This is a genomic window from Sphingobium sp. (assembly GCF_049304695.1).
In the GTDB taxonomy this organism is placed as follows: Bacteria; Pseudomonadota; Alphaproteobacteria; order Sphingomonadales; family Sphingomonadaceae; genus Sphingobium.
In genome coordinates this window covers 1-16037 of record NZ_JBAQOK010000078.1, presented here as the reverse complement: position 1 = coordinate 16037, position 16037 = coordinate 1, and the positions used below count along the sequence as shown (strand labels likewise).

The 16037-nt window shown below is 65.1% G+C and carries 12 protein-coding genes; 8 read left to right on the top strand and 4 right to left on the bottom strand.

The window, feature by feature from the left end:
• Nucleotides 1-92 precede the first annotated feature (92 nt).
• A complete protein-coding gene (dnaE, locus tag WA070_RS13485) occupies nucleotides 93-3641 on the top strand; it encodes a DNA polymerase III subunit alpha (RefSeq protein WP_422634447.1) in 3549 nt (1182 codons plus the stop codon).
• Between the two features lies 1 nt (nucleotide 3642).
• Here dnaE and WA070_RS13480 read toward each other — a convergent pair whose 3' ends face one another.
• The 4 genes from WA070_RS13480 to WA070_RS13465 all read right to left on the bottom strand — a co-directional run bounded on the left by WA070_RS13480 (nucleotide 3643) and on the right by WA070_RS13465 (nucleotide 8023).
• Nucleotides 3643-4710 carry a PA0069 family radical SAM protein gene (locus WA070_RS13480; RefSeq protein ID WP_422634446.1) on the bottom strand — a complete coding sequence of 356 codons (1068 nt, stop codon included), beginning with the start codon at nucleotides 4708-4710 and terminating at the stop codon, nucleotides 3643-3645.
• A gap of 222 nt (nucleotides 4711-4932) precedes the next feature.
• Entirely contained in the window at nucleotides 4933-5460 is a 528-nt protein-coding gene (gene moaB, locus WA070_RS13475; RefSeq protein WP_422634445.1) for a molybdenum cofactor biosynthesis protein B, read from the bottom strand.
• A complete protein-coding gene (locus tag WA070_RS13470; RefSeq protein WP_422634444.1) occupies nucleotides 5460-7295 on the bottom strand; it encodes a lytic transglycosylase domain-containing protein in 1836 nt (611 codons plus the stop codon). Before WA070_RS13470 ends, moaB begins: the two co-directional genes overlap by 1 nt.
• Nucleotides 7292-8023: a uracil-DNA glycosylase family protein gene (locus WA070_RS13465; protein WP_422634443.1), complete on the bottom strand. Its 732-nt coding sequence runs from the start codon at nucleotides 8021-8023 to the stop codon at nucleotides 7292-7294. Before WA070_RS13465 ends, WA070_RS13470 begins: the two co-directional genes overlap by 4 nt.
• A 131-nt stretch (nucleotides 8024-8154) precedes the next feature.
• On the opposite strand from WA070_RS13465, the gene WA070_RS13460 reads away from it, so the two are divergent.
• The 7 genes from WA070_RS13460 to WA070_RS13430 all read left to right on the top strand — a co-directional run.
• Nucleotides 8155-9807, top strand: a complete 1653-nt coding sequence (locus WA070_RS13460) for an electron transfer flavoprotein-ubiquinone oxidoreductase (protein ID WP_422634442.1) — start codon at nucleotides 8155-8157, stop codon at nucleotides 9805-9807.
• A gap of 25 nt (nucleotides 9808-9832) precedes the next feature.
• Nucleotides 9833-11443 carry a tetratricopeptide repeat protein gene (locus WA070_RS13455; RefSeq protein WP_422634441.1) on the top strand — a complete coding sequence of 537 codons (1611 nt, stop codon included), beginning with the start codon at nucleotides 9833-9835 and terminating at the stop codon, nucleotides 11441-11443.
• Nucleotides 11430-12305 (top strand): 4-(cytidine 5'-diphospho)-2-C-methyl-D-erythritol kinase, encoded by an 876-nt coding sequence (locus WA070_RS13450; protein WP_422634440.1) that lies wholly within the window; start codon nucleotides 11430-11432, stop codon nucleotides 12303-12305. The genes WA070_RS13455 and WA070_RS13450 overlap by 14 nt, the downstream gene beginning before the upstream one ends.
• Nucleotides 12302-13084, top strand: coding sequence for an N-formylglutamate amidohydrolase (locus WA070_RS13445; protein ID WP_422634439.1), 783 nt, complete (start codon nucleotides 12302-12304; stop codon nucleotides 13082-13084). Before WA070_RS13450 ends, WA070_RS13445 begins: the two co-directional genes overlap by 4 nt.
• Nucleotides 13081-13455 (top strand): hypothetical protein, encoded by a 375-nt coding sequence (locus WA070_RS13440; protein ID WP_422634438.1) that lies wholly within the window; start codon nucleotides 13081-13083, stop codon nucleotides 13453-13455. The genes WA070_RS13445 and WA070_RS13440 overlap by 4 nt, the downstream gene beginning before the upstream one ends.
• Complete coding sequence (locus WA070_RS13435; RefSeq protein WP_422634437.1) at nucleotides 13452-14834, top strand: NAD(P)H-hydrate dehydratase; 1383 nt, start codon at nucleotides 13452-13454, stop codon at nucleotides 14832-14834. Before WA070_RS13440 ends, WA070_RS13435 begins: the two co-directional genes overlap by 4 nt.
• On the top strand, nucleotides 14831-16037 hold a 1207-nt coding region (locus tag WA070_RS13430), incomplete at its 3' end, for a class I SAM-dependent RNA methyltransferase (RefSeq protein WP_422634436.1). The genes WA070_RS13435 and WA070_RS13430, both read left to right, overlap by 4 nt.

The window sequence follows — 16037 nt, the reverse complement described above, 5'->3', positions numbered from 1 at the left end:
CCGATATCTTCGTAACTGCTTAATCACTCTATCCACAGATTTTATGGCTGCGGGACTAGCCGGGGATCGGGCAATCCGGCTAGGCTTGATGCATGTCCCATGCCGCTTTCGTTCCGCTTCGTATCCTGTCGTCCTACACCATGCTGGAAGGGGCGATCGACCCCAAGAAGATCGCCAAGCAGGCGCGTGCTTTGGGCTTCCCTGCCGCCGCGATCACCGACCGCAACGGGCTGTACGGATCGATGGCCTTTTCCGATGCGTGCAAGAGCGACGGCGTGCAGCCGATCATCGGCGCGATGCTGGGCGTGCTGCGTCCGGGCAGGCCGCTCAACGCGCCGCCGGTGCATGACTGGCTGACGCTCTATGCGCAGGATGAGGCCGGGTATGACAATCTGTGCGCGCTGGTGTCGATGGCGCATCTCGACCGACCGGTGGAGGAAGTGCCGCATGTGGGACTCGATGTGCTGGAGGGACGCACCGATGGCCTGATCGCGCTGACTGCCGGAGGCGAGGGAGCGATCGCGCGGCTGTTTGCGGAGGATCAGCCCGATGCGGCGCTGGATTATGCGCAGCGGCTGATGACGCTGTTTCCCGATCGGCTTTATATCGAGATTTGCCGTCGGCTCGATCCGGTGGAGGGCAAGGCGGAGCCGCTACTGCTGGAACTGGCCTATAGCCTGAACCTGCCTTTGGTCGCGACCAACCCGACCTGTTATACCGAACCCCATTTCCATGAAGCGCATGACGTGATGCTGTGCATTGCCGACAGCGCCTATGTCGACATGCCCGACCGGCGGACCAGTTCGCCGGACGCCTGGATGAAGCCGGCAGGTGAGATGAAGCGGCTGTTCGACGACTTGCCCGAAGCGCTGGCCAACACGCTGGTGGTCGCGCAGCGTTGCGCGGTGGCCGCGCCCAAGCGCAAGCCGATCCTGCCCAGTCTGGCGGGCGACATCGAGGGCGAAGCGCGGATGCTGCGCGAGCAGGCGAGCGCGGGGCTGGAGATGCGGCTGGCGAAGCTGGGCATATTGGGGGCGGAGGCGCGCCAGCCCTATCTGGACAGATTGACGTTCGAGACCGACATCATCATCCAGATGGGCTTTCCCGGTTACTTCCTGATCGTTGCCGATTTCATCAGATGGGCGAAGGATCATGACATTCCGGTGGGTCCGGGTCGTGGGTCGGGTGCGGGGTCGGTCGTTGCGTGGGCGCTGACGATCACCGATCTCGACCCGTTGCAACTGGGCCTGCTGTTCGAGAGATTCCTCAATCCCGAACGTGTGTCGATGCCCGACTTCGACATCGATTTCTGCGAAACGCGGCGGGGCGAGGTGATCCGCTATGTCCAGCAGAAATATGGCGTCGACCATGTGGCGCAGATCATCACATTCGGTAAGCTAAAAGCCCGCGCCGTGCTGAAGGACACGGGCCGCGTGTTGCAGATGAGCTATGGGCAGGTGGACCGGCTGGCCAAGCTGATCCCCAACCATCCGACCGACCCGTGGACGCTGGAACGGTCGCTCAATGGCGTGGCCGAGTTTCGGGCGGAATATGACAATGACAAGCAGGTCCGCCGCCTGATCGACTATGCGATGAAGCTGGAAGGCTTTCCGCGCCATAGCTCCACCCATGCGGCGGGCGTGGTGATCGGCGACCGGCCTTTGCAGCAGCTGGTGCCGCTGTATCGCGATCCGCGATCCGACATGCCGGTGACGCAGTTCGACATGAAATATGTCGAGGGCGCGGGACTGGTGAAGTTCGACTTTCTGGGCCTCAAGACTTTGTCGGTGTTGCAGAAGGCAGTGCAGTTGTTGGCGGCGCGCGGCGTTACCGTCGATCTGGAGACGCTGTCGTGGGACGATACGGCGGTTTACGACCTGCTCCAGCGGGGCGACACGGTGGGCGTGTTCCAGCTGGAATCGGAAGGGATGCGCAAGACGCTGGCGGCGGTAAAGCCGACCAATTTCGGGGACATCATCGCACTCGTCTCGCTCTATCGCCCCGGCCCTATGGACAATATCCCGATGTTCGGGCGGCGCAAGAACGGGCAGGAGGAGATTGAATATCCCCATATTCTGCTCAAGCCGATCCTCGAAGAAACCTATGGCATCTTCGTCTATCAGGAACAGGTAATGCAGGCCGCGCAGATACTGGCGGGCTATTCACTGGGAGACGCTGACCTGTTGCGCCGGGCGATGGGCAAGAAGGTGAAGGCGGAGATGGATGCGCAGCGATCGCGCTTCGTGGACGGGTGTGCTGGCAGCGATATCAAGCCGGCCAAGGCCAATGAGCTGTTCGATTTGATCGACAAGTTTGCAGGCTATGGTTTCAACAAGAGCCATGCGGCGGCCTATGCCCTGCTCGCCTATCAGACGGCGTTGTTGAAGGCGCATTATCCGGCCGAGTTCTATGCCGGGTCGATGGCGTTCGACATCCACCTGACCGACAAGCTGACGGTGTTCGTGGACGACATGCGGCGGATGGGGCTGACCTGCCTGCCGCCCGACATCAATCGCAGTCAGGCGGACTTTTCGGTCGATCCGGTGCCGTGCGAGGGGGATGATCCCCGGCTGGGCTTTGCCGTGCGCTATGGGCTGGGCGGGTTGAAGGGCGTGGGCGAGAAGGCGATGGACCAGCTGGTCGCCGAGCGCGACGCCAATGGTCCGTTCAAGAGCCTGGACGATTTCGCCGACCGGATAGAGCCGCGTCTGCTGAACCGGCGGCAACTGGAAAGTCTGGCGGCGGCGGGTGCGTTCGATGACATACATGCCGACCGGGCGGGGGTGCATGCGGCGGTCGAGACGATATTGTCGGTTGCGTCGAGCGCTGCGGAGGCGCGGATCAGCGGGCAGGGCGGCCTGTTCGGCGACGTTGAGACGCCCCATGCCGATGTGCGTATTCCCCCGCATCAGGCATGGTCCGTGGCCGACCGGATGGCGCAGGAGAAGGAGGCGTTCGGTTTCTACTTCTCCGCCCATCCCGTCGATCGCTTTCGGCATCTGGCCGAAGCGCGGGGGGCCAGAAGCTATGGTGTGATCTGTCAGCAGCCGATGGGGACACCCAATGCCGAGGGGCGGGTGATGACGATCATGGCGGCGATGATCGAGGATGTGCGGTGGCGCGAAACCAAGCGTGGCGCACGCTATGCCAGCGCGACCTTTTCGGACCAGAGCGGGCAGTTTCAGGCAAGCTGTTTCGAAGAGGATGGGTGCAAGGCGATCGAGGAGATGGCGCGGGACGGCGAATGTGCGCTGCTGCATGTCGAACTGGATCGGTTGCCCGGCGAAGAAACGCCGCGCGTGACGGTGCGGCGGATCGAGCCGTTCCGGCAGTTGGCCAATGCATCGCGCATCGAACTGGTCATAGACGCGGATGAGCCTGCGCCGGTCAAGGCGCTGGCCGACCTTATGACCGGCAAGCGCGGGGGGCGGTGCGAACTGTTTTTGCGGACGCCGACGGCGAACGGGCAGGCAGCGCGCATTTTCCTGGGCGATGACTTTCTGTTGGGCGCGGATGAACTGGAGGCGATCGCCATCATTGCCGGATTGTCGATCCATAGCCAGAGGACGCTGGAAGTGCGGGAAGAAGGCTATCGCGCGCGTTCGCCCAAACCGGCGTGGAAGCCCCGGCTGGTTGGCTGAATTAGAAAAGCGATAGTTGCGCGCCCTGTGGCGGGCGGAAGAGGTCGGTGCGCAGGGTGATCCGATCCGGGTTGAGGCCAGCGCGTTTGCGGGCCTTGACGAAGCGGGCGCGGATGAGGTCGGCCCAGACGCCTTGCCCGCGCATCCGGCTGCCAAAGGCGGGATCATTGTCGCGGCCGCCGCGCAGGTCGTTGATGATCGCCATGACCTTGGCCGCGCGATCGGGATAATGCGTGTCGAGCCAGGCGCGGAAGAGCGGCGCGACTTCGTGGGGCAGGCGAACCGGTATGAAATGCACGTCGCGCGCGCCTGCCGCTGCGACGCGGGCGACGATCGCCTCTATCTCATGATCGGTAATGGCGGGGATGACCGGGGAGACATTGGCCGAAACGGGGATGCCCGCTGCGACCAGCTTTTCAATGGCGGCGATGCGGCGGAGTGGATGAGGGGCGCGGGGTTCGAGGGTGCGGGCAATCGCGGGGTCGAGGCTGGTGACGGAGATCATGACCGCGACCAGCCCGTCGCGGGCCAGATCCGCCAGCAGGTCTATGTCGTGCAGGATGCGGTCGGACTTAGTGGTGATGAAGGTCGGGTGGCGGGTTTCGACCATCACATCCAGCAGGGAGCGGGTGATGCGCCAGTCCTTTTCGATCGGCTGATAAGGGTCGGTGTTGGTGCCCATGGCGATGGGCGCGACGGCGTAGTTTGGCTTGCCCAGTTCGGCGCGCAGGAGGGCGGCGGCGTCGGGCTTGGCGAAGAGTTTCGTTTCGAAGTCGAGGCCGGGCGACAGGTCGAGATAGGCGTGGGTCGGGCGGGCGAAGCAATAGATGCAGCCATGTTCGCAACCGCGATAGGCGTTGATCGATCGGTCGAAGGCGATGTCGGGGGATGTGTTGCGGGTGAGGATGGTGCGGGGTTGTTCGACGGTCACTTGCGTGCGGCGGCGGGGGAGGGGGCCGTCTATGGCGGGGATGGCGTCCAGCCAGTCGCCGTCGGCCTGCCTTTGGGGGAGGTTGAAGCGGGCGCTTTGACTGTTTTGCGTTGCGCCTCTGCCTTTTTCCCATGCCATGGGGCATGAGAACATAAGGGGGTCATGATTGCAAGCTTTGGGCTTGCGATTTCCAGAGTGAGCACCACAGGTTTTGCGCTTTTGGCAAAACTTCTATGCATAAGTTATTGATATTAAATCCAATAATTTCGACTTTCCTACATGCGGATTTGAATTGCGCAAATGTTGGAGGCCGATTTTACGTCTGGACCGGGTTCCGGCCTGCGCCGGAACATGGGGGCGTCAGCGTTCCGTCAGGCGGGGCATGAGTTCTACGAAATTGCAGGGGCGGAAGCGGTTGTCCAACTGGCTGGCGAGGATGCCGTCCCACGCGTCGCGGCAGGCGCCGGTGGAGCCGGGGAGCGCGAAGATATAGGTGCCGCGCGCGACGCAGGCGGTGGCGCGGGACTGAATGGTCGAGGTGCCGATCGACTGATAGCTGAGCCAGCGGAAGAGTTCGCCGAAACCAGGAATTTCCTTGTCCTGAACCTGCGCCAGCGCTTCGGGTGTAACGTCGCGGCCAGTGACGCCGGTGCCCCCGGTCGTCAGGATGACATCGACATCCGGGTCTTCGATCCACGCATGGAGGCGCGCGACGATGGCGGATTTTTCGTCACGCTCGATCATGCGGGCGGCGAGGATATGGCCTGCGTCCTTCAACCGATCGACCAGCGTATCGCCGGAGCGATCATCGTCCGGGCCGCGCGTGTCGGAAATGGTGAGGACGGCGATGCGGACGGGGATGAAGGGGCGATTGGTGTCGATCGCCATCAGTCCGACCCGCCCGCCATTCCAGCGCCGACGGGGGCGACCGGCACCGCGCGACCGTCATTCTGGCTCATGCGGACGAGCTTTACGCCCTTGGCATTGGGGAAGGTCGGCCACAGGCCCTGCGCCATACCGGTCAGACAGTCGGCTTTGCCCTTCGCCTGAATCTGATACATCCAGTAATTGCGCATGACGATGTTCACGTAAGCGCGGGTTTCATAATAGGGCAGGGATTCCATGAACAGCAATGGATCGCCCTTGTCCTTCACCTGCGTGTTCCAGCGTTCGACCGGCAGCGGCCCGGCGTTATAGGCGGCCATCACCTTGGGCAGCAGGCCGCCGGTGGCGCGCATGTCGCGCAAGGCTTCCAGATAGCGCTGGCCAAATTCCATGTTGGTGGAGGGGACGAACAGTTGGGCGGCGGACGCGAGGCCCATGTCGCTGCCGGTGCCGGGGCGCACCTGCATCAGGCCGCGCGCGCCCGCGCTGCTGACGACATCGGAACGGAAGCCGGATTCCTGCAATGTATGGGCGTAGATGAGCGAGGGATCGACGCGCCAGCCGCCATCGGGCCGCCAGTCGGGCGCGGGGAAGCGGGCGAAGCTGGCCGGTTGTTTTCCAGCCGGGCCGTTATGGGCGAGCCACAACTGGGTCGCGGGCATATTGAGCGCGCCGGACAGACGGAGCAGCGCGTCATAATGGGCCGGGCCGCCGATTTTTGCCTGATAGCGCAGCGCTTCGTCAGCGCGGGCATTGTCACCTATAGCGGCAAAGGCGATGGCGGCGCGGGCATTGGGGCTGTTTTGCAGTATGTGCCAGTCGACATTGCTGAACCGGCTGACCAGCGCCGCTGTCGGCATCGGCATGCCCAGCGATTCCCGTGCCAGCAGGCCGTAGAAGGTTTCGTCCGAACGGGCCGCCAGCTTCAGATAATTTTCGACCTTTTCCGCCTGACCGCAGACCATATAGGCGCGTGACGCCCAATAGGCACCGGCGGCGCGCATGTCGGCATTGGTCGCAAGCGCGGCGACATTGGCAAAAGCGGGCGCAGCGGCGGCGCAGTCATTCTGACGCCATGCCGCCAGACCGCCGGTCCAGTGCGCCTGCACCGTCCAGTCGCCACCGACGCGTGGTTCGAGCGCGCGCGCGGCCATGCGGCGGGCATTCACATCGTCATTTTCGATATAATAGGCCCATGCGACCTTCTGGCGCACTTCGGTCAGCCCTTCGGGCGTGAGGCCCAGTTCGCCAGTAGCCAGCAGGCCTTCCGCACCGATGGGATCGTCATTTTTGACGTAGGTCTGAATCTGCGCGCCCAGGGCCTGCGCGGCGAGATCGGTCTTGTTGCCGGTCACATATTCGCGGCGGGGCGCAGCGCCGAGCCAGACCATTTTCTGCACTTGTGGCAAGGTAGGCAGCAGGGTCGCGCCGCGCTTTTGCGCGAGCCGGGACAGTTGGTCCGCCTTGGGAAGCCAGCTTGCCTTATTCACGAGATCGAGCAGGTCGAACAGTTCGACGCGGGGCGATCCCTTGGCCAGATAGAGTTCGGACAGGGCGAGCGGACGGACGGCGTCCTGTGGACCAAGGGCAGCAATGCGCACCCTGGCATCATTCCATTGCCCGGTGTCGATGGCGGTGAAGATGGCGCGGTAGTTTGCCTTGTCCCCTTCGTTGATTTGCAGCGGGGAGGCGGCGGCGTCGGTCAGATTTGGGGTCAGATTTGGCAGAAGGGATGTGGTTTCGGCATGGGCCTGGAGCGCGGCGGCCAGTCCCAATGCGGTGATGGCGAGGGCGGACACTCTCGACAGGCGGGACAAGGTAGTCGCGGCACGAATCACGGACGGGGTTCCTCGATCAGGCTTTGCAGGGCACGCCAACATTCCGCCTTTGCCGCAGGCTGCGTCAGCAGCAGGCGCGGATGGAATGTGGCAACAGCGGGCACAGTGCCGCCTTCATGGTTAAAGTCATGTAAACCTTCGCTCGCCGCGCCGCCGTTCGCCCCGCCCAGCGCACGGATCGTCCGATCGCCCAGGATCAGCAGGCGGCGGGGACGGGCAAGCGCGACATGGGTGCGCATGCGAGTCGCAACGGTGGCGAGGTCGGCAGCCTCCACCATGCCGCCGGGTGGGCGGGCGGTGAAAAGCGAAGCGAGGTGGATCATGCTGCGGTCGAGACCAATGGCGCGGAGCATGGCGTCGAACAGGTCGCCCGCGCGATCGGCCAGCAGGCGGCCTTCGGTCATGTCGGCGGGGTCGGGCAGGTCGGTGACGACCATCAGCGTGGCATTTTGTCCCCCCACAGGCAGGATCGGCGCCCCGGTCCAGCGGCGTTCGGGCTGCGCCGGATCGCCTGTCAGCCATGCAAGGAACGTTTCGAGCGTTCGGGGCTTTTCCTGAATGACGGCGGGTGCAGCAGAGGGGCCGGGTGGTGGTGACGAAGTGACGGTGGGAGCGGCGCTCAGCCAGTCGACCGGTGCCTCCCCCATGGCGCAATCCACGCCTGCAAGCGCCCACCACGCCAGATAGGCGTCGGCAGCCGTTGCCTGATCCTGCATCAATCCCCGCATCGCTATCATCTAGGGCCAGAGGTTGACGATGGGGTCAAGATTCTTCATCGCCTGATATGGTAAAGTGTTGGAGGAACAAGGCGACCGGAAGCCAGGGGGTGCAGCCCGCCGGACGCCGCAGAGGAGAGTATATGAGCGAACGGGAATCCATGCCCTATGACGTCGTCATCGTTGGCGGTGGTCCGGCGGGCCTGTCGGCGGCGATCCGGTGCAAGCAGTTGGCCAATGACGCGGGCAACGAGTTGGCCGTGTGCGTGCTCGAAAAAGGCTCCGAAATCGGCGCGCATATTTTGTCGGGGGCGGTGATCGACCCGAAGGCGCTGGACGAATTGTTGCCGGAATGGCGCGATATGGGCTGTTCGCTGGCTGACGTACCGGTAACGGATAACCAGCACTGGTTCCTGACCAAGACCGGCAAAATGGCCATGCCACACATCATGACGCCGGGATGGATGCACAATAAGGGCACCTATACCGGGTCGCTGGGCAATCTGTGTCGCTGGCTCGCCGAGCAGGCCGAGGCGCTGGGCGTCGAGATATTCCCCGGATTTGCGGCCGCTGAAATCCTCTATAATGAAGATGGCAGCGTGAAGGGCGTGGCGACCGGCGACATGGGCGTCGATCGGGAGGGCCAGCATAAGGGCGATTATCAGCCGGGGCTGGAGCTGCACGCGAAATATACGTTTTTTGCCGAAGGTGCGCGCGGTCATCTGACCAAGATCCTGAAGCGGCAGTTCGCGCTGGACGCCGATTGCGAGCCGCAGGTCTATGGTCTGGGCATGAAGGAATTGTGGGATATCGACCCGGAATTGCATCAGCCGGGGCTGGTGATCCATTCGCAGGGCTGGCCGCTGACCGATGCCTATGGCGGCGGGTTCCTTTATCATCAGGCCAATGGGCAGGTGGCGTTGGGCTTCGTCGTGGGGCTGGGCTATCGCAACCCGCATCTTTATCCGTTCGAAGAGTTCCAGCGCTGGAAGCAGCACCCGGAAATCCGCAAGTTTCTGGAGGGCGGACGCCGGGTGTCCTATGGCGCGCGGGCGATCAACGAAGGCGGTTGGCAGTCGGTGCCCAAGCTGGTGTTCCCCGGCGGCGCGCTGATCGGCTGTTCGGCAGGTTTCGTGAACGTGCCGCGCATCAAGGGCACGCATACGGCGATGAAGTCAGGCATGCTGGCGGCCGAAGCGGCGTTCGAGGCGATCCAGAACGAGCGGGCGCGCGATGTACTGAGCGATTATGACGAACGGCTGCGCACAAGCTGGATCGCGGATGAACTCAAGCTGGTGAAGAATGCCGAGCCTTTGCTGAGCAAGTTCGGCGGGACCATCGGCACGGCACTGGCGGGCATCGACATGTGGATGCGCACGCTCAGGATTGGCTTGCCCTTCACGATGAAGCACAAGGCCGATAACGAGAAGATCTGGCGCAAGGATGCCTGCGCTAAGATCGTCTATCCCAAGCCGGATGGGAAGATCAGTTTCGACCGGCTGTCGTCGGTGTTCCTGTCGAACACCAACCATGAAGAAGACCAGCCGGTGCATTTGCAGTTGAAGGACCCGGCGATCCCGATTTCCTATAATCTGCCCCTTTATGACGAACCGGCGCAACGCTATTGTCCCGCAGGCGTCTATGAAGTGGTGGGTGAGGAAGAGGGCAATCCCCGTTTCCAGATCAACGCGCAGAATTGCGTCCATTGCAAGACGTGCGACATCAAGGATCCGACCCAGAATATCAACTGGGTCGTGCCCGAAGGCGGTGGAGGACCGAATTATCCCAATATGTAAGCGCCTGATCTTTGCTGGCCTGCTGATGGCCCCTGCTGGTGTGGGGGCTTCGGTGGAGCCGGATAGTGCGCTGCACGCCTATGCCCAGGCGCGGATGGCGGACAGCGATGGCGCGCTGGCGAAGGCGGTGGACTATTATCGCGCGGCGTTGAAGCTGGACCCGGCACGGATGGAGATTGCGCGCCGATCCTATGTGCAGGGGATTGAGAGCGGTGACGGCGCGCTTGCGCTGCGGTCGGCGGTGATGCTGGAGCAGGCGGGGCAATTGCCGCGTGACGGGACGCTGTTGCGGCTGGGCGATGCACTGGCGCGCAAGGACTGGGCGGACGCCAAGGCGATGAGCGTGCGAATGGTGGGCGAGGAGAATTTCGCTTTCCTCGCGCCGATCGTGAGTAGCTGGATTTCGCTGGGCGAGGGTGCCTATGCGCCGCCAGTGGTGGATGGGAAGAACCGCTTTTCCGCGCTGGCGCAGCGTTATGTGGACGAACATATCGCCTATGAGGCGCTGGGTCGCCGTGACCTGACCGTGGCGGTTCCCGCGATCCGGCGAGCGATCGCGGCGCGGGAGGATGATGCAGCGACGATGCGGCTGGGCTTTGCGGCGCAGTTGGCGGCGCAGGGGGCGAAGGCCGAAGCGCTGATGCTGTTGCCGGTGAACGATGCGCGCTTTGCAGTGGCGCGGGCGGCGATCGAGAAGGGTAAGGCGCAGCGGTTGCGCGCGCTGACACCGGCGCAGGGCTATGCGGTGTTGCTCGCGCGGATGGCGAGCGACATTGCGTCGAGCGATGGCGGGCGGGTGTTGAGCATCCGGCTGGCGCGGATTGCGACCTTTGCCGATCCGCAGAGCGCGGAAGCGCGGATCGTCGCGGCAGAATTGCTGACCGATAGCGGACTGCCGAGCGCGGGCGCGGTCGAGGCGCGGATGGTGCCGGTCGATGGCTGGTATGGGGTGCTGGCACAGGCCGAACTGGTCGATGCGATGGCGGCAGGCGGCGACAGGGATGGTGCGCTGACGCTGGCGCGCACGCTGGCGGATGCGCCGGGGGCAGACCCGCAGCGGCATGTGCGGCTGGGGCAGTTGCTGGGCGAACGCAAGGATTATGCCGGTGCAGCGGCGGCGTTCAAGGCGGCGCAGGCGCTCTATCCCGAGGGCAAGGCGCCCTGGCCGCTGCTGCTGTTCGAGGGGAGCGCGCTGGAGCAGGGGAAGCGGTGGGACGAAGCGCGGGTGGTGCTGGAACGGGCGGTGGCGATGGCGCCCAACGAGCCGGCTATCCTGAACTATCTGGGCTATATGCAGGTGGAGCGGCGGCAGAATGTCGCGGCGGCGCTGGACCTCATCAAGAAAGCCAGCGCGCTGAAACCGCAGGATGCGGCGATCACCGATTCGCTGGGCTGGGCGCAATTTGTGACCGGCGACGTGACCGGAGCGGTGCCGGTGCTGGAGCGGGCGGCGGCGAGCGCGCCAGTGGATGCGACCATCAACGAACATCTGGGTGATGCGCTGTGGACGGCAGGGCGGCGCTATGAGGCGCGCTATGCGTGGAAAGCGGCGGCGGTCTTTGCGCAGGGCGACATCGCCGCGCGGCTGGCGGCCAAGACCAAGCAAGGATTGAAGCCCGAATATGCCGCACCCTGATGCGCCAGACCCGCAGATGGTCGAGACGGCGTTCGCCAAGGTCAATGTCGCATTACATGTGCGCGGGCGGCGCGACGATGGCTATCACAGGCTTGAAAGCCTGTTCGCCTTTGCCGAGCATGGCGACCGGCTGAGCGGGGTCGCGAGTGATGATGGCGCGATCGACCTGAGCATCGACGGACCGTTTGGGGACGGGTTATCGGCGGGGCCGGACAATCTGGTGAAGCGGGCGGCGCGGGGGTTGCAGGCCTATCTGGGGCAGCAGCGTGGCGCGGCGATCCGGCTGACGAAGGTCTTGCCGGTGGCGTCGGGGATCGGTGGCGGATCGGCGGATGCCGCCGCGACGCTGCGCCTGCTGGTGCGGTTGTGGGATGTGCGGATCGAGAGGCATGAACTGGCGGCGATGGCGCTCGATCTGGGATCGGACGTGCCGGCCTGTGTGGCCAGCGTGACGCAGATGGTCGGCGGGCGTGGTGAAGTGGTGCGGGCGCATGATGTCGAGGGGCTGGAGGGCATGGCGATGATGCTGGTCAATCCGGGCGTCGGCGTGTCGACCGCCAGCGTGTTTGCGGGATGGGACCGGGTGGATCGCGGCGCGCTGGATGCGGGGAGCATCGAGACGCTGGCAACGGCGGGGCGTAATGATCTGGAAGCGCCTGCCCTGGCCGTTGCGCCGGTGATTGCCGACGTGCTGGATGTGCTGCGGGCGCAGCCGGGCGTGCGGTTGGCGCGGATGTCGGGTTCGGGTGCGACCTGCTTTGCGCTGTTCGAGAGCGACGGGGCGATGGCCGATGCGGCCATGGCCGTGCGCGCGGCCAATCGCGACTGGTGGGTGATGGAAACGAGGGTCAGGACGGGATGAGCGAGGCTTTCAGGGTCATTGAAGGCGGGGATCTGAACCTGCTGATCGTAGCGGATCATGCGTCGAACCATGTGCCCGATGATGTCGATCTGGGCATCGATCCGGCGTTGCTGTCGCAACATGTCGCCATCGACATCGGGGTCGCGCAGGTAGCCGCATTGTTGACGCAGCAACTGGGCTGCACAGCGATATTGGGTGGCGTGTCGCGGCTGGTGATAGATTATAACCGGGCGGTCGATGCGCCATTATTGGGCGATGTCCTGCCGGACGGCACGCCGGGCAGCGCGCTGAACCGGGACGAAGATGCGCCGGGGCTGTTGCCGGTGATGAGCGACGGGCATGCCGTGCCGGGCAATCGCTCCGCCGATCTGGCCGACCGGCTGCGGCGCTTTCACCAGCCCTATCATATGCAGGTTGCGGCGCTGCTGGCGCAGATGACGTCGCCCTTCATCCTGTCGCTGCATAGTTTTACCCCGCGCCTGATGAGCGATCCGGGCCAGCAGCGGCCATGGGACATCGGCATACTTTATAATCAGGATGATCGCGCCGCGCGGATCGCCATTCCGATGCTGGAGGCGGCAGGACTGTGCGTGGGGGATCAACTGCCCTATTCCGGCACGTCGCTCAATGCGACGATGGACCGCCATGCCGAGGCCAATGGCATTCCCTATCTGGGGGTCGAGATGCGGCAGGATCATGTGAGCGATGCCGATGGGCAGCGGCGGTTCGCGGATATATTGGGACCGGTTTTGCTGGCGTGTCGGCAGGCTTTGTCATGAAGCGCAGCCTGGCAGGGTTAGTCATGTGCCTGATGCTGGCGGCCTGTGGCGATGGGGCGGGCGACAAACAGGCTGCGCTGGTGCAGGCGGGCGGCGCGAGCGGCGACGTGTCGGACGTGGAGTGCGCGATCGGAGCGAATGCGGCGTGGAGCAAGGATTGCGTGAGCGACCGGGCGGGTGACAGGCTGACGATCCGCAACCCCGATGGCGGTTTTCGGCGGTTCCGGATTTTGACGGACGGACGCGGGCTGGAGCCTGCGGACGGAGCGGAGATCGCGCAGGTGCAGATGGTCGATGGCAACCGGATCGAGGTGCGGATCGGCGACGATCGCTATCGCCTGCCCGTGAAGATCGCGGGCAAGGCGCCATGACGCGCGGCGCTCCGGTGCTGACTGGGGCGCAGATGCGTGACGCAGAGCAGGCAGTGTTTGATGCTGGCGTTGCGCCCTTTGCATTGATGGAGCGGGCAGGCGCGGCGGCGGCAGAGGTGATCTGGCGCGCGGGTGGGCTGCGCGACACGCTGGTCCTGTGCGGGCCGGGGAATAATGGCGGTGACGGATTTGTGATCGCGCGGTGGTTGCGCGACCGGGGCGTGCCGGTGCGGGTCGCGGCGATGGCGGACAGCCGGACGGATTCGGCGCGGCGTGCGCGGGCGGCGTGGGACGGGCCGGTCGAGGATATGGCGAGTGCTGCGCCAGCGACGCAGTTGATCGACGCGCTGTTCGGGATCGGGCTGACGCGTGGGCTGGAGGACGGCGTTGCGGCGCGGCTTTGCGCGTTGGGCGCGGGGGCGTCGCGGCTTTATGCGGTGGACGTGCCGAGCGGGGTGGATGCCGATAGCGGGGCGATGCTGTCGCCGGTGCCGCACTTTGATATATGCATTGCGCTGGGGGCATTGAAGCCTGCGCATCTCTTGCAGCCGGCGGCGGCCGTGATGGGGCGGCTGGTGCTGGCAGAGATTGGGATAGAGACTTCGGACCGGGTACAGCGGCTGGCGCCGCCACGGCTGGAAGCACCGGTTGCCAATGCGCATAAATATACGCGGGGGCTGGTCGGGGTCGTTGGTGGCGCGATGGCCGGGGCGGCGGCGCTGGCGAGCGTGGCAGCGGCGCGGTCAGGGGCTGGGATGGTGCGGTTATTGGGGGCTGGAGAAGGCGTGACGCTGGCGTCTGTCGTGCAGGTTGGGACCGAGGATGCGACGGATGTGGCCAGAGCGCTGAGCGATGCGCGCTATCGAGCGGTGCTGGTCGGGCCGGGGCTGGGGCGTGACGATGCGGCGCGGGCGCGGATGGAGGCGGCGATCGGGGCGGGGCATCCGTTGGTGCTGGACGCGGATGCGCTGACGTTGATCGGGCAGGATCATATCCCGGCGGGCGCGATCGTGACGCCGCATGAGGGCGAGTTTGTGGCGCTTTTTGGGGCGTTGCCCGGCAGCAAGATCGACCGGGCGCGGGATGCGGCGGCGCGGTCTGGCGCGGTGGTGGTGTACAAGGGGGCAGATACGGTGGTGGCTGGGCCGGATGGACGGGTCGCGATTGCGGGACCGGCGTCGTCCTGGCTATCGACGGCGGGGACCGGCGACGTGCTGGCGGGGCTGGCGGCCGGGCGGCTGGCAGTGACGGGGGATGCGTTTCGCGCCGCGTGTGAGGCGGTGTGGCTGCATGGCGATGCGGCGCGGCGGGCGGGCGTGGCGTTCGTTGCCGATGATTTGCTTGCTGCGCTGACTGCGGCTATCGCCGCGCGATTGTGACCGAAACAGACAAAGACATCATCATCCGCGTCGCCGCCAAGGGCGATGGCATCACCGCCGATGGCCGCCATATGCGGCTGACCGCACCGGGCGACCGGCTGTTGCCCGATGGCGGCATTATGCGCGGGCCGCATCATGTCGATCCGCCCTGCGTGCATTTTCCAGCCTGCGGCGGTTGCGAGGTGCAGCAGCTGGACGAGGAAAGTTATCGCGCGTTCGTAGAGCAGCGCGTCGTCGGGGCGCTGGCTGGACAGGGGGTGAGCGCTGACGTCGTGCTGCCGCCGCATATTTCGCCGCCGATGACGCGGCGGCGCGCTTCGCTGCGGGCGGCGCGCGCGGGCAAGCAGGTGACGATCGGCTTTGCGCAGGCGGGCAGCCATACGCTGATCGACCTTAGCATGTGCGCGGTGCTGGACCCGCGCCTGTTCGCGCTGATCGCGCCGTTGCGGGCGTTGATGCTGCTGATCCTGCCGGACAAGCGGGCGGCGCATGTGCGCATGTCGATCATCGATCAGGGCGTCGACCTGCTGCTGGAAGGCGTGCGGGTCGAGGGGCTGGCGGCGGACGAGGGGCTGGGCGATTTTGCGCGGGCGCATGGGCTGGCGCGGCTGACCATCGACGAAGGCGAAGGGCCGCAGACGCGGTGGGAGCCGGAGGCCGCGACGATCAGTTTTGGCGGGGTGGCGGTGGCTTTTCCGCCCTTTGCCTTCCTGCAGGCTACGCCCGATGGGGAGGCGGCGCTGGTGAGCGCGGTGCGGGATGCGATGCCCGAAACGGGTGCGATTGCCGATCTGTTTTGCGGCCTGGGGACGTTTGCGCTGGCGCTGGGCCGAGACAAGCTGGGAACTGGCAGGCCGGTCTTTGCGGTGGAGGGTGCGCGTCACGTTCTGCTGGCGCTCAAAAGTGCGGGGCAGCGGGCGCAACGGCGGATGGTGGCGGAGCATCGCGATCTGTTTCGGCGGCCGTTGACGCCCGATGAACTCAATTGCTTTGCCGCCGTGGTGATCGATCCGCCGCGTGCGGGCGCGCGGGAACAGGTGATGCAGCTGGCGGAGGCGGAGACGCCGGTGGTCGCCTATGTGTCGTGCAACCCGGCAAGTTTCGCGCGGGATGCGGCGCATCTGGTCGCCGGGGGATACAGGCTGGAAAGCGTGCGGCCGGTGGGGCAGTTCCGCTGGACGACGCATGTGGAGATGGTGGGGG

Excerpts from the sequence above, each read along its gene's own strand:
- WA070_RS13440 (WP_422634438.1), top strand. The coding sequence starts at position 13,081 with ATGAAGCGCAGCCTGGCAGGGTTAGTCATGTGCCTGATGCTGGCGGCC.
- moaB (WP_422634445.1), bottom strand. The coding sequence starts at position 5,460 with ATGGCGATCGACACCAATCGCCCCTTCATCCCCGTCCGCATCGCCGTC.
- WA070_RS13460 (WP_422634442.1), top strand. The coding sequence starts at position 8,155 with ATGAGCGAACGGGAATCCATGCCCTATGACGTCGTCATCGTTGGCGGT.
- WA070_RS13480 (WP_422634446.1), bottom strand. The coding sequence starts at position 4,710 with ATGGCATGGGAAAAAGGCAGAGGCGCAACGCAAAACAGTCAAAGCGCC.
- dnaE (WP_422634447.1), top strand. The coding sequence starts at position 93 with ATGTCCCATGCCGCTTTCGTTCCGCTTCGTATCCTGTCGTCCTACACC.
- WA070_RS13445 (WP_422634439.1), top strand. The coding sequence starts at position 12,302 with ATGAGCGAGGCTTTCAGGGTCATTGAAGGCGGGGATCTGAACCTGCTG.
- WA070_RS13435 (WP_422634437.1), top strand. The coding sequence starts at position 13,452 with ATGACGCGCGGCGCTCCGGTGCTGACTGGGGCGCAGATGCGTGACGCA.
- WA070_RS13455 (WP_422634441.1), top strand. The coding sequence starts at position 9,833 with ATGGCCCCTGCTGGTGTGGGGGCTTCGGTGGAGCCGGATAGTGCGCTG.
- WA070_RS13450 (WP_422634440.1), top strand. The coding sequence starts at position 11,430 with ATGCCGCACCCTGATGCGCCAGACCCGCAGATGGTCGAGACGGCGTTC.
- WA070_RS13465 (WP_422634443.1), bottom strand. The coding sequence starts at position 8,023 with ATGCGGGGATTGATGCAGGATCAGGCAACGGCTGCCGACGCCTATCTG.